This is a genomic window from Streptococcus mitis (assembly GCF_047465045.1).
In the GTDB taxonomy this organism is placed as follows: Bacteria; Bacillota; Bacilli; order Lactobacillales; family Streptococcaceae; genus Streptococcus; species Streptococcus mitis_DT.
Genome location: NZ_JASHAR010000001.1, coordinates 189,383 through 208,954 on the forward strand (window position 1 = coordinate 189,383; position 19,572 = coordinate 208,954).

Genomic DNA, 19,572 nt, shown 5'->3' on the forward strand with positions numbered 1-19,572 from the left:
GTAAAAACTGGAATTTTTTCAAATGTACACTGTAACAAAAGTGAAATTCAAAACCTTATTAAATCAATGTTTGTAGGCTTGCAAGGGGTTAAAAGGGGCTGTTTTTTGTACATTACGCATCTAAGTTTCTAAATTAAAAAATGTACTTTATCCAGCCTTAAAATAAAGTACATTTCGATTATAAAGTACATTTTTTAGAGAGTGTACATTACGCCTTAAACTCAGTCGTATCAAGGGTTTATCCACTGTCTAGGGAAAAGTACAAAAATTTCCAGTTTTGTACAAAAATAGCTAAAAACGTACGTTATCAAAAAGTACCAAAATTCCAGTTTTTTTGGAGTTGTACTATTGTGAATCATTATCTAGTGCTTTTTCTAGTTTCCAAATACTAAACCAGAATGAAATGGTCAACAGAATAAGGAAAATAAAAAAGAGATTATCAGTAACGATACTTCTGTTCATTCTACATAACTGAAGAGCTATATAAGGAGCTATGAGATACAAAATACATTGTATAATTGCTATTGTTTGTTGTCTTTTTCATGATTTTAATCTTACTGTACAGATTTGATACAGTAAACTCCTTTCTAGCTTTATGCTTTATCATTTCTAACTTGGTTATAGTCTTATTTTTACCAAAGTTCAATTATTTGTATGTGAAATATCTTATCTGTAAAAAATAACCGATCTCATTGCTGAGAATCGGTTTTCCAATATATTTAATTAAGAAATTCATTTTACATAACATAAATTATGTAAAAATATCCTACAACAACAAATCCTTGACTTTTCCAATTTCACTTTTTGGAATCACTAGATGAATCATATCTCCGAGATACATTCTGGTTGAGCCGTTAACTGTTTGGCTCTTGCCATTATGGACTTGGGTGGTGATGAGTACGTTATGTGGTAAGTTGAGTTCATGAACCTGTTTTCCAGCGATTTTGTCTGATACAGGAATTTCAATAAGTGTGACTTCTCCTTCATCTGACGCTTCTTCAGGTAGCATTTTTTCCAACATAGCCTCATAGACTGGCGCACCTTTGAGCAGATCCATGATGATGTAGGCAACTAGGGTTACCAGTCCGAGTGGCATGAGGTTGCGAATATCTCCTACCATCTCAGTTACGAGTATCATAGCAGTTAAGGGAGCCTTGGATATTGCTCCAAAATAACCACTCATTCCTAGAATGACAAATATAGGGAATTGCTCTTGACTGACAAGTCCAAGATTGACACAAATGACTCCAACTAGGGCTCCAAGCAAGGAACCAAGCGCTAAAATTGGTAGGAAAATTCCTCCTGGAAGACCACTTCCATAACTAATCATGCTCCAAACAAAGCGAATCAAAAAGTAAGCTAATAGAACTTGGAAACTATAATCTTGCTCAGTTAGGGAAAGAACAAGCTGATTTCCACCACCAAGGATTTGGGGTAAGAAGATTCCGACTGGTATGATGAGAATGAAGGCCAGAATTGGATAATAAGCTCTATCCAAACGGATTTTTTGACCAAGCCAATCATACACTCTTCCGACGTTCAATACAGCTTTCTCATAGACAAAACCGGAAAGTCCTAGAAAAATTCCCATAAGGAGGTAAATCCAATACTGATCCAAGGTCATGAGAGGGATATTATCAGGCATGTCTAGCACTGGCGTTAGACCAAATATGAGTAGTGAGACAAAGTTTGCTACGAGACTAGCTGCGAGAGTAGATACCCAGAAAAAGCGAGAAAAGTGATGATAGACTTCTTCTACGACAAAGAGAAGACCTGCAATTGGTGCATTAAAGGCTGCAGCTAGACCAGCGGCAGCTCCACTCGCAATTAGGGAACGTTCCTCTACTGGACTGGATTTGAGCCATTTGGCAATTCCTTTACCGCCGACCGCTCCGAGTTGAATGCTTGGTCCTTCACGCCCCAGCATAAGACCGCTAGCAATAGCAAGAATTCCTAAAATATATTTTTTCCAAAGTACGCCCCACCAGTTGAGGGTCATGAGTCCCTTTAATTCGGCTTCGACTTGAGGAATTCCTGAACCCTTGATATCTTTTTCTGATCGAGTTAATTTCGCACTGAGCCAACAAACTATTAAATAAAATAGACCAATGATAAAAAGATTGCGCACTAAGTGCGCTTGTTCTTGATAAAGTCCTTGTATCAGGTGGAAGCCTTTTTCGATTGAAAACCGAAAGGATCCGACGATGAGCCCGACAACGAGTCCCACAATGATTCCTCGTCCAACTTGGGATAGTATGGTGCTTGAGGCAAAGGCAAATTCTTTCTTGGAACTGAGTGTTTCTGACTGTTCCTCCATAATCATTCCTTCTAACTTAACTTTCTTTTTCTCCTGAAACCAGTGATTTAACTGGTTCAAAACTGATTCGGTGAATCGGGGTAACTCCTAATTTTTCAAGTCCTTCTAGGTGTTTAGCAGTTCCATATCCTGCATTAGTAGCAAAATCATAGCCAGGGAACCGCTGGTCGTATTCCTTCATCAATTCATCACGTGTCACCTTGGCTACTATTGAAGCCGCTGCAATCGAGAGGGAATTGGCATCTCCTTTGATGATAGATGTTTGTGAAATGGGCAACTCCAGTTTCATGGCATCAATTAAGAGGTGTTCAGGTTGCGGACTGAGCTGGGAGATTGCTTCCTGCATAGCCAGTTTGGTTGCTTCATAGATATTGACTTGGTCAATGACCTGATTATCCATGATACCGATTCCGATTGACAAGGCTTGGTTTTGAACGGCTTGGAAAATTTCCAGATGTTTCTTTTTAGGAATTTTCTTGCTGTCGTTGAGACCTCTAATCTTACAATTTTTAGGTAAGATGACGGCTGCAGCAACTACAGGCCCAGCTAGAGGACCGCGGCCGACTTCATCAACACCTGCTATCAAGGTCAACCCTTGATTGAAAAGTTCTTTTTCGTAGGAAAGCATGGATTCCAAACGAAGATCCTCATCCAATTCTGCCTGAATGGCTTTTTTACGCTTGCTGATTTCCTTTTGAACTCCAGAGCGATTATCCTTTTCAAGTTCTAAAAAAATAGGGCTTTCTAACTCCTTGACTGTTGCAAGGAGTTCTTTGATTTCTTTAATCGTCGCCATCGAGGTCTTCCAATGTATCTAAGGTATAGTTACCGAGTTTGCCATCGCGGACTTCCTTCACGAAGAGACTGTAAAAACGATCATAGTCGTCACGGAAACCGAGAGCACGGGTCATATCCATAATAATAACAGGCGCTTCTTCTTCAATTTTCATTTGTTTGAAGCGTTCAGCCAGCTTTTCTGGATAATGTTCTTTGAAATAATTGATACCAAAAATGGTCACCTCATCCATAGGAAGCAACTGGTCTTTGATAGCTCCAGTCAAGGCCAGTTTCAGTGCAACAGTTTCATCCTCAAATTTAGGCCAAAGAATCCCTGGCGTATCTAAGATTTCCAAGTCTTTGTTGGTTTTAAGCCATTGTTGCCCCTTGGTAACACCTGGTTTGTTGCCGACAACGGCAATCTTCTTACCAGCTAAACGGTTCATGAGAGTTGATTTACCAGCGTTTGGAATCCCAATAATCATGGTACGCAAGGTTTCAATCTTGATACCACGTTCCTTCTGACGAGCAATCTTATCAGCCATGAGCTTTTTAGCCGCGTCTGTTACAACTTTTACAGTCACTTGCTCTTTGGAGTTGATAGCCAGCGTCTGGATTCCCTGTGATTCAAAATACTGACGCCATTCCTTGGTCATTGCTGGATCAGCCAAGTCCGCCTTGTTTAAAATCAAGAGTTTTGGTTTATCACCAACAATCTTTGTCAACATAGGATTTTGACTAGATAGAGGTAAACGAGCATCCACCAAAATCGTTACAAAATCAACAAATTTTAAATTTTCCTGCACCTGTCGACGCGCTTTAGACATGTGACCAGGAAACCATTGAATAGTAGCCATAATATATCTCCTTCGGGTTGAAAAAATTGTAAAAACGTTTTCTTTCTTGCCTTATATTCTATCATAAATTACTCTTTTTTGCATAAGCTTTTGTCTAGAAAAGCTACTTTATTAAGAAAAATTGAATGCAATCTCATTTTTTGATATATTAACCTCCGACAAATAGCCATCTCTAATCCATGAGATTATTAAATATAAACTTAGTTGTATTCCCTTGTAATTAAGTTAATTATTCTGCTGATAAAATAGCTTTTAGAAGTACTATTAAAATAGCCTAGCCATAATTTTATTTATGAAACTAACGTGTGATAATCTGATAGAAATAAAATTAGAGAAGACATTCATGTCCTCTCCATCAACTTTTAATCACTCATCAAATAACTTTTCCAACTGTCTGGTTGCAGATTCGATCTCGTAGCCATTTTTATCTATCAGCTGTTTCACCTTTTCTGTATCAAGCTCTCGATGATCTCTGACTGATAAAATTTTATCCGCCCATTTTTCAAGAGAATCTTTTAAAGACAGGCTGTTATCGTAGTTATCTAGTATTCTTGCATCTGGTAGATGATTTGCTGTTACAACAGGTAATCCATTTGCTTGCGCTTCAATGAGTACAATTGGCAATCCTTCAAAATTAGATGGGAAGAAGAACACATCTAATAAATTTAGCATTTTTCCGACATTAGTGGTCAAGCCTGTAAAAATGACTTTGTCTTCGACACCATATTCTTTTGCCATATTTTCTAAAAACGCAGTATCTCCTCTTCCAATAAATACTAGACGAGAATTTGGTTCTTTTTTGACGATTTCAGAAAAGACCTTAACACAAAAACTTTGATTTTTTTGTTTTTCATATAAACGGGACACTTGCCCAATGACCAAACAATTTTCAGGGATCTGATACTCCTTTCGAAGTTGGGATTGAATTTCTTGATCATATAAAAATTTCTCAACTTCAATGGCATTATGAATAACTAGTGCTTTTTCTCTTTCTTTTCCATGATAAAAATGGTTCAACGCTTCTGTTCCGCAAGCCCAAAAATCGGTCGCATATTTGCCGACAAAAAGACGATTTACTGGATGAACAAAGCGATAAAATTTATCTGCTGTCGCACAATGCCCATGAACGATTCTTTTTTCTATCCCATATTTCTTTGCCAATTTTAAAAATTCTAAATGTGTCAAGCCATTTTGATTGGACCATACAATATCATATCGATGGGCATTTTTCTTAAAAAACTCATTCCATTCTTTTAAGGCTTGCTGGATATGAGGTCTTAACTTGGGGATTCTATGAACGACTAGAGGATTGCGGCAAAGCTTTTTAAAATGCTCACTAAATTCAACATCTTCAGAACCTTGTAGTAAAAATTCCAGTTCAAATTCAGAGGTATCGATATGATTATAAAAATCTACCACAATTTTTTCCAAGCCACCAACATCTGGAACCAGACCACAAACCAATATTCTTTTCATGGATTTCTCCTTATTTTTTTAACTTTAATACTTTTTGAATCATCAAAATGATTTGTCTACCACCTTCATGATTTCTAAATAGGAAAACGTAGCTACCTAACACTGTCAAATAAAGGACGATTTTGATGATCAAACCAAAAATAAAATCTAGCTGAGTTAAGAGTAAGTTATCCAGTAAACTCAAAAGTAGAAAGCTTATCCCTGCGACAGTGAAATCTTGTAACAATGTTTTAAAAAAGTCCTTTGAGGAAGCTTTCAATCCATACTTAAAGGCGCTATAGGGTTCATACCATGTACAGGTCAAGACTGTTGAACAAATCGTACCCAATAAAATTCCAGATACCCCTAAATCTAAAATCACTAAAAAGTAGAGTGAAAGGGAAATATTTAATAAAATCTCGACGATAACTTTTTTATTTTGCTCATAACTTAAGCCATAGACTGAAATCAACGTTAGAATCGGTCTTCTATAAAAAGTTAGGAAAAAATGAAGGACAATCAAAATCTCAACTGTACGATTAAATGAAAAACTCTCACCTAACCAGATAGTCATAAATGGATGAATGAACATTAAATAGCCTAAGCTAGCAAAATAAATCAGGCTAAAAGCAATAAATTGGAATTTATTTAGGAATTTAACCATATCTGCTACTGTCGTAGATTCCGAATGGACTAAGTTACCTACGGAAGAAACAACTGAATTAATCATAGTATTTAAAATCAGTGAAATAAATCCTAAAACATAGGTATAATTCCCATAAATACCTATAGCTGCTAAGCTGACAAAACTTGCCATTAGAATACTATCTGTTTGAAAAACAATGGTTTCTCCAATACTACCGACTATATTTCCTTTGATATTTCGGATAAATTTTTCTTTTTCCTCCTGATTAATGGGGGTTATCTCATTCTTAAACAGGTAACCATACAATCTATCAACAATCCCCGACATGATGATATTCCCTATAAAATTCATCATGATACTGATCAATAGATAAAAGATATAATTTTTGGTAAAGAATAAAATTCCGATTTGCAAGCATACACGAAGCGTATTTAATCCAAAGTCAATCAAAGTCATCATATAATTACGCTGATCGACATAAAGCAAGGTTCGTTTATAGGAGAAAAAATAGCTGGAAGCTGAGTTAAATACAAAGAGAAAAAATATCAAATATACTTCACTATTTACCGTATAATCCTTTATCATGTAAGGAAGAAATAAAGAAAGTATAGCGCCCAGTATAAAAATAGAAAAGCCGATGATTCTATATAATTTTTTGAAAAGAATCATAAAGGCATTGATTTTTCCATGTTCTTCTCTGCCTAAGGGTCCATATAGTGCATAGCTCATGGCTCCAGCAACCCCTAATTCTGCCAAAGACAGGATAGAAACTAAGCTAGACAAATAATTGTTTAATCCTAGATAGGTTACCCCAAGTAAATTGATAAAAATAGTTCGATTGATAAAGCCAAGAAGGACTTGAAAAGGTTGCAATGCCAGAGCAATACTCGTATTTAAGGTGGCAAATTCGGTTCTACTTTTTTTCGTGTATTTCATCTATTCCTTTAATTTTCCTTGTAAAAGTTGATCGAGATAACTTCCTGGAAGGACTTCTTCTTTCTTGATTTTATAAGTCGTTTTTAAAATCGGTGTTGTTTTTAACACTTCTTCCCATTCTTTTTCATCAAAAAGATCATGGGCATGGTCTCTTAAAAACCAAACACGCTCAGCTGGTGCTAGAATAGGTAATCTATCCACTAAGTTTTCAAAATAAGGACTGCACTTATATTCGGACAAAATAAAATAATCCATCATCAGGTAATGAATAAAAACTGGATATTTACGAACATAGTAAAGATATAAATCCCGAATATGTTTAAAATAAGGCTTGCCTTTTTTTCCTGCCAGAAAGAAACCTGCCCATTTAAAGTCACCAACAGTTCGTTCTATTTGTTCAGATCGTATAGGTGGATGATTCAAACTAAAAAAGTCCCCTTCAAACATTTCTAAAGTTGCATAGGGAGATACAAATAAGGTTGCATCCATCCAAATGCCACCGTATTGGCATAAGAGACTAAAACGAATAATATCTGAATAATGCGCAGCTGATAATTCTTTTTTCTTGTATTTTTCGGTGATGTCTCTTGGAATATTGATGAAATCCGCCAGATTTTCATCCGTCAACAAATAGAATTCACAATCATTTCTTTTGGCGAAGTTTTTTATGGTCTTTATTGAAGTCTGGACTGTCCCAGGCATTTGAGCTTCTCCCTGTTGCCACATTGTCCAAATCATTTTCGGAAATTCCGTCACTTCTTCTTTTTCATCTATCAAATCATCTATTTGAGCTTCTTTTCTTAATTTCAGTACAAAATGCAAAAGAATCTTTCTTCGAAAATCATAAAACATCTTGTCAGATTTTTGTGCGAGAAAGTAAACACATGTTAGTTTAAGGCCATAATATTTTAAAATTTGACGATAGCGAGCCATTTTTTTTTGTAAGATTTGTAGTTTCATAAACTCTACAAATTCCTTTCACATTTTTCTAAAGCTGTTTCTAGAAAATACCCACTACGAATTTTTTCTCCAATTTTTTTACTATTTTTAATCAGCTCTTGAAAATCTTCTTCATCAATCGAGTTTAAACAATCTGCAATTTCAAATAATGAATCAACAAGTATTCCACAATGGTTTTTTCGTACAAACTCCGCTAAAGCAGATTGGCTCCATACAATAATCGGAAAACCTGAGGCTAAATAAAGAGAAGCTTTATGAGGGTTATTCATCTTTAAATACTCTCCATACATTCCACTACAAGTATGGGGGCTATCTCCATCCCAGACTAAGCCAAAACCGCCATGCAAGTGATTAGAAAGTTCATCAGGAGAAAAAGCACCTTGATAATGAACGTTGTGAGGAAGATTCTCCTCTTCAAAGTTAATGCCATAAATAGAAAAATCTGGTTTTTCGGGTAATTGTCTTGCGTATTTTGTTTTCCGAATATCGAAATTTCCAGCTAACAAAATAGTTTCTTTTTCATAAGCTTTCTTCTCTTTATAATGTGGAATCAAATAGTCAAATATCTCTAAGGAAACAATCTTCTCTTCCGGTATTCCTAATCGCACAAGTTCTGCTTTCATCTTTTCATTATGAGCGATAATACCATCTACTTTTTCAAGGACTGTTTTATTTTGTAAAAAATGGATAATGGAATATTTGAAATCTGTAAATGACTTGATTTTTTTATTTCTCAGGGACTCGATATCGTGAATCAGCAAATAAGCTTTGAATGTTCTATTTTTCAAAAATCTCGTAAAAATTTGTTTTTTTAAGGTATGCCATAATAACGGAAATTGAAGAACTAACACATCATTTTTTGTCAAAGTGATGGGATTTGAATCATTATTTAGGGAAAAAGGTTGATATCCTGCTTCTAGCATTATTTTTTCAGCATCTAATCTTGCCTTAGATCCTGCATGTTTGGCTTCTGCGTAAAATTCTTTTAAGTAATAATTCATACTACTTCAACCCTCTCCAAAATCTTTTTACAATATATTTTTCAAATCTCCATTGAATGGCTCCAACAACTCTTGAAATAAAGACAATCTTTTTAGGGAATAATCGATAGGCCCGCATTAATAATGATTGACTTGAACTTTTAGCGTAACGATTCAGATACTCGACATATTTTTCTTGATAGGGATTTCCTTCAAATATACGATAGTCGACAACGTGCATCAAGACTAAATGAAATAAGCGACGATGTACGTATGGGAGTGAGTCAGCATTTCCATCATATAAATGCTCCACTTTATCACAAATAGTAAACAAATCCAAATTTTTCAAACTAAATTCGCGATTCATAATACTACCAGAACGTACACGGTAATAATATCCTATATAATCGATTTTCACCATTTTATGAATATGTTTTAAGATTCCCATTCCTCCATACACATCTTCATAAAATAAACCTTCTAAAAATGGAAAATTGACAATCACTTGTCTTCGAAAAAGTTTAGCAACTGCATTCAAACGGACAATATTATCTTTACAAAGAGAAACTAATGCTTCATGGGCATTTCCTTGGAAAATAATTTTGACATTCTCAGGAGAAGGGATTTCTATTTCTTTTTGATCATTTGTATACCAACATTCTACGATGTCCATTTCTTCTGAAGTCATGTGCTTTAATAATTGTTCCAACATATCTTCTTTAAGAACATCATCACTGTCTACAAAAGTGATAAATTCGCCTCTAGATTCAGTCATACCACGATTACGAGCGCCACTTAATCCTTTATTTTCTTGATTGATTAAGTGAAAACGAGAATCTTGTTGACAATAGCGCTCACAAATTTCTTTTGAGCCATCTCTTGAACCATCATTGACTAGGATCACTTCTATATCGGTATAAGTTTGATGTTGAATACTATTTAAACATTCTTCCAGATAGTCTTCAACATTATAAACAGGTACAATGACACTAATCATAAATAGGCTCCTATTAAATTTTCCATTTTTTTCGAATGTCTAAATATCTTAAATATAAAGGATAAAATATACTTAAAAAATATTTCGGAGAAGAACTATACCATCTTAATAGTTTACTAGAATTGAAAATATCTGATGATTTCTTAGCTATTTCAAAATAGTTATCAATTGCATCAACATATAACTGATAGTAGGGATGTCCAATTCTTATACGATACTTTTTAAAATGACCAATACCGACTAAAAATAACATATTCCCTACATAAGGTAACCAATTATCTTCTCTAAATTCCTCTAATAATTTTTCGCCAACTTTAAAAATATCAAGATTCTTTTCTGAATATTTCTGATTCATTGTACTAGAAGTATGATATCGATAATAATAACCAATATAGTTAATTTTTCTCATTTTATGAATATATTTTAAAGAGACGATTCCAGTATAAAAATCTTCATAAATTAAATTTTCTAAAAACGGAACTTTCTCCACTATTTCACGACGATAGAGTTTTGCGACTGGACTCCAACTTACTCCATGATTAAAACATTCATATAAGGCTTCATTTGAATCTAATTCTTTAACACCAATTTCTTTTCCTTCGGAATTTAAACAATGAATATCCTCGGTTATATTACATTCTACAATATCAATTCCATCAGACATATACTTCATTAGTTGTTCTAACAGACCAAGACTTACAACATCATCACTATCGACAAACATGATGTATTCGCCAAGGGATTCTTTCACACCACGATTTCTGGCTACGCTTTGACCTTGGTTTTTTTGATTGATCAATCGGAAACGCTTATCCATTTGGCAATAACGCTCACAAATCGCTTGTGAGCCATCTGTAGAACCATCATTGACTAAAATGACTTCTATATCTTGATAGGTTTGCTTTCGAATACTTTCTAGACATTCTTCCAGATATTCTTCCACGTTATAAACTGGAACGATTATACTAATCATTTTTGTTCATAAGCTCCTTCATTTGTCTTTTGTGAGTCAACTTTCTAAATTTACTCCATCCTTTATACAGAAACTGATACACTGGATGAGTAATCGTTAAAAAATATTTTGGCGCTATGAAATACATTCTTAGTAAACGGTATTTTCGAACAACTTCTTGAGATTGCTTCGCAATAAAAGCAGACTCCTTTATAAAATTCTCATACAAACTAACACAAGGACTCTTCTTCGTAATGCCATCTCTGTAATAATGACTAACCCCTAGATAAAACATAAAGTATCCAATATACGGTAATAAATATGCATCATCTTGGAAGGATGCTATTAATTGATTTCCAACTTTAAAAATATCTAAATTTTTCTCATTAAAAGAAGTTGTCATAGTACTATTCGGACTAAATCGGTAATAATACCCAGTTAAATCAACAACTACCATTTTTCGAATATTTTTTAAAAAATTAATTCCTGTATAAACATCCTCGTAAATAACACCTTCTAAAAATGGAACTTTTTCAATAATTTCTCTTCTATATAATTTTGCACATGGGGAATAATTCACTTCTTTAAGTGCTATACATTTAATAATGGCTGCCGTTGAATTACCTTCGAAAATAACTCGAATCGGTTTATTTTTATGCAATTCTTCTTGATTGCGAACAAGACTACATTCTACTAAATCCACATCCGCCTTCATATAGGATAGTAATACGTCTAGTATATTTGCTTTAATGACATCATCACTATCGACAAACATGATATATTCACCAAGGGATTCTTTTACGCCATGATTTCTGGCTACACTTTGACCTTGATTTTTTTGATTGATCAATCGGAAACGCTTATCTGTTTGGCAAAAATACTCACAAATAGCTTGGGAGCCATCTGTTGAACCATCATTGACTAAAATGACTTCTATATCTTGATAGGTTTGCTTTCGAATACTTTCTAGACATTCTTCCAGATATTCTTCCACGTTATAAACTGGAACGATTAAGCTAATCATTTTCCTTTTCCCCTCTTGAATTGTATTTCATCATTCCTCTAACTTGTCTTCCCTAATACCATTTTTCCATTTCCATATAGAGTGATAGAAGGGAAATAGGATGGTGTTGTAATATCTTGGACACAGGTTATAAAGTCTAATCATACGCGAACTTTTGGCAACCTCAGGATTTTTCTTCGTTATAGCTACATACTCTGCTAATTTTTGATTATAGACTTTTGCATATGGATTTCCTTTTTGGATATAGTCTTGATAATGCATGGTTGCTAAATGAACTAGGAAGCTGCCAATGTAAGGAAGAAGTTCTTCCCTATCGGAATACAAGTCTATCAATTGGTCGCTTACTGTAAAGATATCTAGATTTTTAGGAGTAAAGGTTCGATGCATGATACTAGCTTGATGTTGTCGATAATAATAACCTTTATAATCAATTTTAATGATTTTTCGAATATATTTTAACATTCCAATTCCACAATAAACATCTTCAAAAATCACCCCATCTATATAAGGAACAGCTTCAACAATTGATCTTCTATAAAGTTTTGTAACTGCATTAACATTTAAAACATGTTTAGGGAAAATTTTTACTGCTTCTTGAGAGTTCCCTTCGAATAGAATACTTGGTTCTTTAAAACTTTTAGCAAGAAATTCCTCGTTAGATACGGTAAACTGACTTTCCACAATATCTACGTCTTCACGCATATAGTGCATTAAGGTTTCTAAATAGTTCGCTAGAATCATGTCATCACTATCCACAAATACAATAAACTCTCCTCTTGAAGCTGCTACACCAGTATTTCGTGCAGCGCTCAATCCTTGATTTTCTTGATTCAACAAGTGAAAGCGACGATTCTCTTTACAATAACGTTCACAAATAGCTTTTGATCCATCTGTTGAACCATCATTGACTAAAAGGACTTCAAAGTCTGTGTAGGTTTGGTTTTGAATGCTGTCTAAACATTCTTCCAGATAAGTTTCTACATTATAAACAGGTACGATTACACTAATCATTCTTTATCCTAACCTTATTTCCTTAATCCAATTTCATCCAAAAGTGTCTTTGTAAAATCTTTTTGAATGGCATTTACCTTGTTATTGACTTTTTTTCGTTCGTCAATATAAGGATCTTCAGATTTCATGACATTCTCTAGAAAGTCTAATAAGTCATGCGAATCACGAATGACACTTCCCACCATTAAACTCTTCACATCTTCAAACACAAAGCCTCTTTTTTCCTTGTATTCCTCATAATCATTAATCGTAAATGCAACTGGCCTATTTAATAAATAATAATCTAAAAATACTGAAGAATAATCTGTAATCAATGCACTGGTTGTTCCTAAAAAGGTATATAAAGTCCCATATTGCTCACTAATGATATCTTCTGTCAATAGATGAATCGTCGAAGCATTCATTTCAAATTTCAACTGAGATTCCTCAAGAGGATGGAGTTTAATATAAAGTTGATAGCCATAGTTTGAGAGTAGTTCTTCAATGTTTTTAAAATCCTCTTCTTCTAATGAAAAAATCAATGCTGCTTGGCTATCATGATAGTTTTTAGAATTACGGTAGGTTGGCATCCAGATAATTTTCTTCTCTTCTTTCTCTTTAAAGAGTTCATCATTTCGAATATTACCAACAAGAAGCATCTGCTCGTCTTTAGCATTAAAGGCTGCTTTCATAATTGGAGTAAATAAATCTGAAGAAGAGACTAATTTTGTAAAGAAATTATAGTCAATCTTTTCCATGCCAACTTCAAGATTGCCAATTTTTTTCAAGGGCATTCCATGCCACAAGTTGACAACCATCTGCTTTGAAGCAGGCTTTACAGGATACTTGCCAAAAGAATAGAAAAAATATTTAGATGTTAAAAAATAAAAGAAACCTTGATAAATAGAAACATACTTCACATTCTTTTCTTTTTCTAAATGATAAAAATCATTTGAAGCACAAACGATTTCGTATGTTTCCTGATAGCCATTATCCACTAAATAGTGATAGAGGGTTCTAAGATTATCTCTGAAACCCCAGTTAGAATAGAGAACAATTCTGTTCCTTTTCTTGGGAATCATTTTATTTAGTTTATAAGTAAAATCACTTACTTTAAACAGTAAGGGTTTTAAATAGTTGATCATTCTCTTTTTAAACCTTGCTTATAAATTTCTTTTAAATTTTGAACATTTTCTTCAATGTCAAATCGCTTTAGGTGTTCATTCAGCTGTCGTTGCTTATCCTTGAAAGGCGCCTTTTCTATATAGTTTACCCATTTATCCTTATCTAGAGGCATAGCTGTACAGAGTTCACCAACTATCTGAGTTGTCGGATCAATCGTTTCATTCATGATAATATTGACTCCGGAACACTGAGCTTCTACCAGCACGATTGGGAAACCTTCATACAAAGATGGAAAGGCAAAAATATCAAAGGCTGAATAAAATTTATGAACATCTTCTCTTTTTCCTGTAAAGATAATATTCTTCAATTCCTTACTTTTTCCTTCTAGAATTGAACGATCTGGTCCTTCACCAACAAAGAAAAAAGTAACATCAGGCAATTCTTTAGCAATTTCAATCAAAAAACTCTGGTTTTTGAAGGGATTTAAAATGCCAATCATCCCAACTACTTTCTGATGTTCAGCTATATGAAACTCTTTGCGAATTTCTTCTCGAAAAGTTGGAGAAAACCGATACTTGTTGATGTCAATTGCATTTGGAAGGATTTGAAATTCTTTTTTTCCAAATATCTTCAATCCAGCTAATTGACCACAAGAGATACGATGGGTCGCATTTTTCAAAGCTAAAAATACCAAAAATCGATTGCGAATACTTTTTAACCAAGTGTCTGAAAATTGGCTACTATGGTTGTGGTAAATCCTAACTGGAACACCATTTTTTCGAGCATAGTAATTATGGATAAAAGCGGTTATAGGATTATGAACATGTAGAATGTCAATTTTATTACTTTTATAAAATTGTCGGCACTCTCTTGCATAGGCAAATAGTTTAGAAATCTTTAGGGCTGGAAAAACAATGCGTTTGATTTTTTTTTCATCTAGGTATTGATTAAATGGGAAATGAGCGTCTCCATTTGACTCTCCGACCATATATTCAAACTCTTGATCATCAGTTGGGATATGGTTTTTGATAAAACTTTGTACCCCACTCATGGTATTCCTTACACCACCTGTTACATGTATGACCTGATATTTCATCCTAGTTCCCTTGATTCAAATCATTCTTTATCTTAGTTGTTGAAATTTCTTTTGTTCGTGATAGGTAAACAACCTCTATTCCAAAATCACTTAAATAATCAAATTTTCCCTGCCAATCATCTCCAATGACAAACACATCAGCATGATACTTTTCTATGTCTGAGATTTTTTGATCCCAATTTTCTTCTGGTATAACGAGATCCACATATCTGATAGCCTCTAATAGAGATTTTCTTTTCTCGTAATCAAAATAACATTCTTTATTTTTTTCCAGTCTATTGAACTCATTGGTAGAAAGTCCAACTATGAGATAATCTCCCAAGGATTTTGCCCTTTTTAAAAGGTTAATATGACCGTAATGCAATAAATCAAATGTTCCATATGTAATGACTCTTTTCATATCTTCCTAATAACCTCTACATCTTCTCTCATTTTTTTCTTATAGACCCATTTCCTAACTGAATTCGGAAGAATCCGAACCGCATTACGAAGGAAAATATTTCTAAATAATTCTACTAGAGTAATATCTCTTCTGCGATAAAAATCTAATTGGAGCATAAAGTCAGTCTTTACATACAGGAAACCGCCCCTCCGCAGATAGCTTGAATCATTTGTCTGCATGACTACTAAAGGTTCCTGGATATTCAAAAAATCCTTAGTTGGATTATCGTGTAACAATCTCATTGTGAGGTCATAATCCTCTAGGTAACGGAATTTACGATAATTGCCAGCCTTCAAGATATACTCTTTTTTCATCATACTCGATGGATTATTAAAGGGATTTCTCATTTTCGAATATTGACGAATTTCGGCTGTAGTTTCTGGTACTTTCTTTAAGGCGGTAAACTCTGTATTTTTTTCTAGGATATTGGACCCAACCATGATGAGATTGGGATTTTTTTCAAAGGCTACTAATTGCTTCTCAAACCTTGTTTCTAGAGAATAGTCATCACTGTCCATTCTAGCAATGAATTCTGTTTGACATTGATTGACTCCAAAGAGAGAGGCTGGTCCTGAGCCTAAATTTTCAGGTAAATGAAAAACTTTTAAAATCGGAATCTCTCTCTGCAACTTTTGGATTTCTATTTCTAACTCTTCAGTCAATTCGCCATCACAAACTAAAATGATTTCTGTCGGTTTAAGGGTCTGCTGATAAGAACTTAGTAAACTTTTCCTTAAATTTGTAGGAGTCTCTTTTTTATAGACTGTCGTTAGAACTGAAAATTTCATTTTATAACTCCTAAACCTAATTTCCAAATAACCAATCTACAATAACTGAACGGTAGGGAACGACATGGTACCAGTCAGCTTTAAAATAAACAATGACTAGAAAGATTGAAGCGTAAACCAATATCATCAAATAAAATAAAATCCATTGAACTTTTTTGTCACCTATTTTAGATAAAATCATAGGGATATATAGGCAAATAAAGGGGGTAAAATAGTGTGCGAATCTGCCAAAAAGACTTGTTTGCAAAGTTGACGCAGTAAATAAAAAGGAGATAAAGAACAAAGTTCTTATAAATTCTTCTTCAGTCGATAACTTCTGTTTTCTAATCACTAATTCACCAAAGATCAGAACGATACCATACCAAATTGTTAAAAATACAGGTGCCCATTTATTGCTTTCCAAAAACCATGATGATTCCAGATAGGAAGTATACTGAGGGAAGAAAGAAATAAAGATAGTTGCAATTTGTTTGATAAAAGGTAAGATGATTAGAAATGCAAGGAACACAAATTGGTATATTCTTTTATTTAAAACGATTTTTTTAAGGGGGAAAAACAAGAGGCAGACGATACCAGATGTATGAAATAAGGGAGTTAGTAAGATAAATACCCATGCTAAAATCTTCTTGTTTTTTACTAAGTAGTGAAACCCTAAAAAACTTAAAGCAATCGCCAGACCTTGCCTGATATTTGATAAAGAATAAAAAAAGAGTCCTAACGAGCTGAAGTAAATCAGTAAACTCATGTAAACATTTTTAGAATGCTTATAAAGAACAAAAAACCAACTTAATAAGGTCAGAAATGCAAATACGAATAAGAGGAATGGATAATGATCACTGAAGTTTCTTAGAAAAATAGTGAACAGTAAGTACCCAATTTCAAATCGAGAACGAAATAAATGTGATAAATCTGGAATCTGAATATTATTTGATTCAAAAATATGGATATAAGTTCCTAAATCTCCACCTACACTAGAAGTACGAAAACCTGCAATGATTAAAAAAAAGAAAAAAGTCGGAAGAACAAGGAAACCTAACTCTTTTACTTTATCCTCATATTTCAATGAGAAAAAGGCAAGAAAAGAGACATAGACGAACATTAAAAGATAGATTGTCATTTTTTCTCTCCTGCCTTTCAAATAGTTAGTTTAATAATAGTAATAATAGGTATCTTTATGTGAATCAATTTTATTCATTATCACACCAAGTAGTCTAGCTCCAACATGGTCTAATCTTCTTTTTGCTTCTATTATTTGTCGTCGTTTTGATTTTTTGATATCTACTACCAGAAGGGTAGCATCCGAAATACTGGCTAAAACTTGGGCATCAGTTGCTGCTAGCAAGGGAGGGGTATCGATAATGACATAGTCATAAAAATCCTCAAATGCTTTAAGTGTTTCATCCATAGAAGAACTAGCTAACATCTCAGAAGGATTAGGCGGAACAGGTCCTGAAGTCAGCACATCTAAATTCACATCATTTATCGTCAAATGATTAATGGAATCTACTCCTGACTTCTTTAATAAAAAAGTGCTGAGTCCTTCAGTGTTATTTAGCTCGGTTAATTTATGTTGAGTTGGTTTACGCATATCCGCGTCTATGATAATCACTCTTTTCCCCTGTTGGGCCAAAGAGGCGGCAAGATTGATACTGACTTCACTCTTGCCTTCATTGGGGTTGGCACTTGTAACGACAATGATTTTAATATTTTTTCCAAATTCTGAGAACTGAAGATTACTCCTTAAAGTTCTAAAGGACTCAGCTACGATGGATTTACTGTTATGAATAACTTCGATATGCATGTCACTCACCTCTTCTCTTTCTCTCTATAGTCGGAATCATCCCGAGAACAGGTGTTCCCACTAACTCTTCCAAGTCTTCGTAAGAATCAATCGAATCACTCAGTACATATTTGATGAAAATAACATTAAATCCTACAAAAGAAAATACTAGAATAGATACAAGAAGATTCTTCCATAGAACGGGATAAACTGGAGAATCACTTCCCAGTGCTTCTGTAACAACTGACAAGTTGTCGCGCCCTAATCTATCTGCTGTAAATTTCTTGTACTGAGACACATACTCTTTAATATAACGTTCAGCTAAATTTCGATCTAGTCCTCTCACTGTTATTGTGACCAACTGAGAACCTGAGTCATTTGTTAATTTAACAGACTTGATTTTTGAAATTTCATCTGGTGATAAGCTTAATGCTTTATTGGTCTCATCTTTTACAGGGGGAAGATCTGCTATCTCTAAATAAGTCTTAGCTTGTCTTTGAAAGAGGTTTATAGCTTCAATCGTTTGCGCATCATTATTTTGCCCATTTGTTTGACTTGAAGTGTTCTTCATTATGAGCTTAGAGGATACACTGTATATAGGAGAAATGATAAAAACAGTATATAGACCAACTGCTGTCGTCCCTACTATAGTAAATAGAAGTAAAAATAGTAGTTTGCTTTTTATCAAAGAAAAAACCCTATTAATATTTTTATTAAAAATAGTCATATTATTGTTTGTTTCCTTTTATTTATTTTTTCTTTCTTAGAACTACCTAGATCCGTTCCCGGTAACCATCACTTTAATTGTTTTTAATAGTATAAGAAAATCTAACTTGATACTTTCGTGATTGATATAGAATAGATCGTAGACTAATTTATCTTTAGGAGTTAATTCATAACCACCATTTACTTGAGCCCATCCTGTGATTCCTGGGCGGACAGCTAAACGTTCATTAAAATTAGGGATATCTTTCAAAAATTCATTGATAAACTCTGGTCGTTCTGGTCGTGGTCCAATAATGGACATCTCACCTTTAATTACATTAATGATTTGTGGTAATTCATCAATTCGTGTTTTACGAATAAAACGTCCAACTTTTGTAATGCGTGTATCATTTTTGCTCGCCCATTTATGACCATTCTTTTCAGCATCTTGATACATGGATCGGAGTTTATAAATTGAAAAACTTTGTCCATTTAAACCAATTCGTTCTTGTATATAAATAGGATTACCACTTGATTCGATTACAATAAAGATACATGCTATTAAACAAATCGGGATAATTAATAGTAATGAGGGTATAGAAATTAGAAGACCTATAATTCTCTTAATTCTCCTATACATAAGCATCATTCTCCTAGAAAAAACTAAGGCGCACACATATATATGCGTGCGCCACTCACTACGTTGATGCATATATATATATATATATATATAGTCCTGAGTATA

Annotated in this window: 19 protein-coding genes; all 19 read right to left on the reverse strand. The window is 34.0% G+C overall.

Going from position 1 to position 19,572, the window contains the following annotated elements; translation table 11 throughout:
• Positions 1-766: 766 nt before the first annotated feature.
• Complete coding sequence (locus tag QM409_RS00935) at positions 767-2,317, reverse strand: chloride channel protein (RefSeq protein WP_414304932.1); 1,551 nt, start codon at positions 2,315-2,317, stop codon at positions 767-769.
• A 16-nt stretch (positions 2,318-2,333) separates the two neighbouring features.
• Positions 2,334-3,113, reverse strand: a complete 780-nt coding sequence (locus tag QM409_RS00940; protein WP_238095903.1) for a ribonuclease HII — start codon at positions 3,111-3,113, stop codon at positions 2,334-2,336.
• On the reverse strand, positions 3,100-3,951 hold the full coding sequence (gene ylqF, locus QM409_RS00945) for a ribosome biogenesis GTPase YlqF (RefSeq protein WP_020901132.1): 852 nt from the start codon (positions 3,949-3,951) through the stop codon (positions 3,100-3,102). Before ylqF ends, QM409_RS00940 begins: the two co-directional genes overlap by 14 nt.
• 366 nt (positions 3,952-4,317) lie before the next feature.
• A complete protein-coding gene (locus tag QM409_RS00950) occupies positions 4,318-5,427 on the reverse strand; it encodes a glycosyltransferase (protein ID WP_414304931.1) in 1,110 nt (369 codons plus the stop codon).
• A gap of 10 nt (positions 5,428-5,437) precedes the next feature.
• Positions 5,438-6,988: a lipopolysaccharide biosynthesis protein gene (locus tag QM409_RS00955; RefSeq protein ID WP_414304930.1), complete on the reverse strand. Its 1,551-nt coding sequence runs from the start codon at positions 6,986-6,988 to the stop codon at positions 5,438-5,440.
• Positions 6,989-7,948 (reverse strand): capsular polysaccharide synthesis protein, encoded by a 960-nt coding sequence (locus tag QM409_RS00960; protein WP_060628372.1) that lies wholly within the window; start codon positions 7,946-7,948, stop codon positions 6,989-6,991.
• Between the two features lie 5 nt (positions 7,949-7,953).
• Entirely contained in the window at positions 7,954-8,949 is a 996-nt protein-coding gene (locus QM409_RS00965; RefSeq protein WP_060628370.1) for a sugar transferase, read from the reverse strand.
• Position 8,950: 1 nt separating this feature from the next.
• Positions 8,951-9,925, reverse strand: a complete 975-nt coding sequence (locus QM409_RS00970; RefSeq protein WP_414304929.1) for a glycosyltransferase family 2 protein — start codon at positions 9,923-9,925, stop codon at positions 8,951-8,953.
• A gap of 13 nt (positions 9,926-9,938) precedes the next feature.
• A complete protein-coding gene (locus tag QM409_RS00975) occupies positions 9,939-10,898 on the reverse strand; it encodes a glycosyltransferase family 2 protein (RefSeq protein WP_414304928.1) in 960 nt (319 codons plus the stop codon).
• Positions 10,891-11,901 (reverse strand): glycosyltransferase family 2 protein, encoded by a 1,011-nt coding sequence (locus QM409_RS00980; RefSeq protein ID WP_084926357.1) that lies wholly within the window; start codon positions 11,899-11,901, stop codon positions 10,891-10,893. Before QM409_RS00980 ends, QM409_RS00975 begins: the two co-directional genes overlap by 8 nt.
• Before the next feature lie 30 nt (positions 11,902-11,931).
• A complete protein-coding gene (locus tag QM409_RS00985) occupies positions 11,932-12,912 on the reverse strand; it encodes a glycosyltransferase family 2 protein (RefSeq protein ID WP_414304927.1) in 981 nt (326 codons plus the stop codon).
• Between the two features lie 14 nt (positions 12,913-12,926).
• The gene (locus QM409_RS00990; protein WP_414304926.1) at positions 12,927-14,036 is read right to left on the reverse strand and encodes a CDP-glycerol glycerophosphotransferase family protein; all 1,110 of its coding nucleotides are present in this window, start codon (positions 14,034-14,036) and stop codon (positions 12,927-12,929) included.
• Positions 14,033-15,112 (reverse strand): glycosyltransferase, encoded by a 1,080-nt coding sequence (locus QM409_RS00995; protein WP_414304925.1) that lies wholly within the window; start codon positions 15,110-15,112, stop codon positions 14,033-14,035. Before QM409_RS00995 ends, QM409_RS00990 begins: the two co-directional genes overlap by 4 nt.
• A 1-nt stretch (position 15,113) precedes the next feature.
• Entirely contained in the window at positions 15,114-15,512 is a 399-nt protein-coding gene (gene tagD / locus QM409_RS01000; protein WP_173876139.1) for a glycerol-3-phosphate cytidylyltransferase, read from the reverse strand.
• Positions 15,509-16,342, reverse strand: coding sequence for a glycosyltransferase (locus tag QM409_RS01005; protein ID WP_414304924.1), 834 nt, complete (start codon positions 16,340-16,342; stop codon positions 15,509-15,511). The genes tagD and QM409_RS01005 overlap by 4 nt, the downstream gene beginning before the upstream one ends.
• A 16-nt stretch (positions 16,343-16,358) precedes the next feature.
• Positions 16,359-17,459 (reverse strand): EpsG family protein, encoded by a 1,101-nt coding sequence (locus tag QM409_RS01010; RefSeq protein ID WP_414304923.1) that lies wholly within the window; start codon positions 17,457-17,459, stop codon positions 16,359-16,361.
• Between the two features lie 30 nt (positions 17,460-17,489).
• A complete protein-coding gene (locus QM409_RS01015; protein ID WP_045611653.1) occupies positions 17,490-18,143 on the reverse strand; it encodes a CpsD/CapB family tyrosine-protein kinase in 654 nt (217 codons plus the stop codon).
• 1 nt (position 18,144) lies between these two features.
• Positions 18,145-18,693, reverse strand: coding sequence for a YveK family protein (locus QM409_RS01020; RefSeq protein WP_228112187.1), 549 nt, complete (start codon positions 18,691-18,693; stop codon positions 18,145-18,147).
• 198 nt (positions 18,694-18,891) lie between these two features.
• Positions 18,892-19,467, reverse strand: a complete 576-nt coding sequence (locus tag QM409_RS01025; RefSeq protein ID WP_052691054.1) for a sugar transferase — start codon at positions 19,465-19,467, stop codon at positions 18,892-18,894.
• Between the last annotated feature and the right edge of the window lie 105 nt (positions 19,468-19,572).

Bases quoted from the DNA above. Each gene is read 5' to 3' on its own strand.
- QM409_RS00995 (WP_414304925.1), bottom strand. From the start codon at position 15,112: ATGAAATATCAGGTCATACATGTAACAGGTGGTGTAAGGAATACCATG.
- QM409_RS00940 (WP_238095903.1), bottom strand. From the start codon at position 3,113: ATGGCGACGATTAAAGAAATCAAAGAACTCCTTGCAACAGTCAAGGAG.
- QM409_RS01010 (WP_414304923.1), bottom strand. From the start codon at position 17,459: ATGACAATCTATCTTTTAATGTTCGTCTATGTCTCTTTTCTTGCCTTT.
- QM409_RS01025 (WP_052691054.1), bottom strand. From the start codon at position 19,467: ATGTATAGGAGAATTAAGAGAATTATAGGTCTTCTAATTTCTATACCC.
- tagD (WP_173876139.1), bottom strand. From the start codon at position 15,512: ATGAAAAGAGTCATTACATATGGAACATTTGATTTATTGCATTACGGT.
- QM409_RS01015 (WP_045611653.1), bottom strand. From the start codon at position 18,143: ATGCATATCGAAGTTATTCATAACAGTAAATCCATCGTAGCTGAGTCC.
- ylqF (WP_020901132.1), bottom strand. From the start codon at position 3,951: ATGGCTACTATTCAATGGTTTCCTGGTCACATGTCTAAAGCGCGTCGA.
- QM409_RS01005 (WP_414304924.1), bottom strand. From the start codon at position 16,342: ATGAAATTTTCAGTTCTAACGACAGTCTATAAAAAAGAGACTCCTACA.
- QM409_RS00955 (WP_414304930.1), bottom strand. From the start codon at position 6,988: ATGAAATACACGAAAAAAAGTAGAACCGAATTTGCCACCTTAAATACG.
- QM409_RS00990 (WP_414304926.1), bottom strand. From the start codon at position 14,036: ATGATCAACTATTTAAAACCCTTACTGTTTAAAGTAAGTGATTTTACT.
- QM409_RS00970 (WP_414304929.1), bottom strand. From the start codon at position 9,925: ATGATTAGTGTCATTGTACCTGTTTATAATGTTGAAGACTATCTGGAA.
- QM409_RS00965 (WP_060628370.1), bottom strand. From the start codon at position 8,949: ATGAATTATTACTTAAAAGAATTTTACGCAGAAGCCAAACATGCAGGA.
- QM409_RS00950 (WP_414304931.1), bottom strand. From the start codon at position 5,427: ATGAAAAGAATATTGGTTTGTGGTCTGGTTCCAGATGTTGGTGGCTTG.
- QM409_RS00960 (WP_060628372.1), bottom strand. From the start codon at position 7,948: ATGAAACTACAAATCTTACAAAAAAAAATGGCTCGCTATCGTCAAATT.
- QM409_RS00935 (WP_414304932.1), bottom strand. From the start codon at position 2,317: ATGGAGGAACAGTCAGAAACACTCAGTTCCAAGAAAGAATTTGCCTTT.
- QM409_RS00980 (WP_084926357.1), bottom strand. From the start codon at position 11,901: ATGATTAGCTTAATCGTTCCAGTTTATAACGTGGAAGAATATCTGGAA.
- QM409_RS00985 (WP_414304927.1), bottom strand. From the start codon at position 12,912: ATGATTAGTGTAATCGTACCTGTTTATAATGTAGAAACTTATCTGGAA.
- QM409_RS00975 (WP_414304928.1), bottom strand. From the start codon at position 10,898: ATGATTAGTATAATCGTTCCAGTTTATAACGTGGAAGAATATCTGGAA.
- QM409_RS01020 (WP_228112187.1), bottom strand. From the start codon at position 18,693: ATGAAGAACACTTCAAGTCAAACAAATGGGCAAAATAATGATGCGCAA.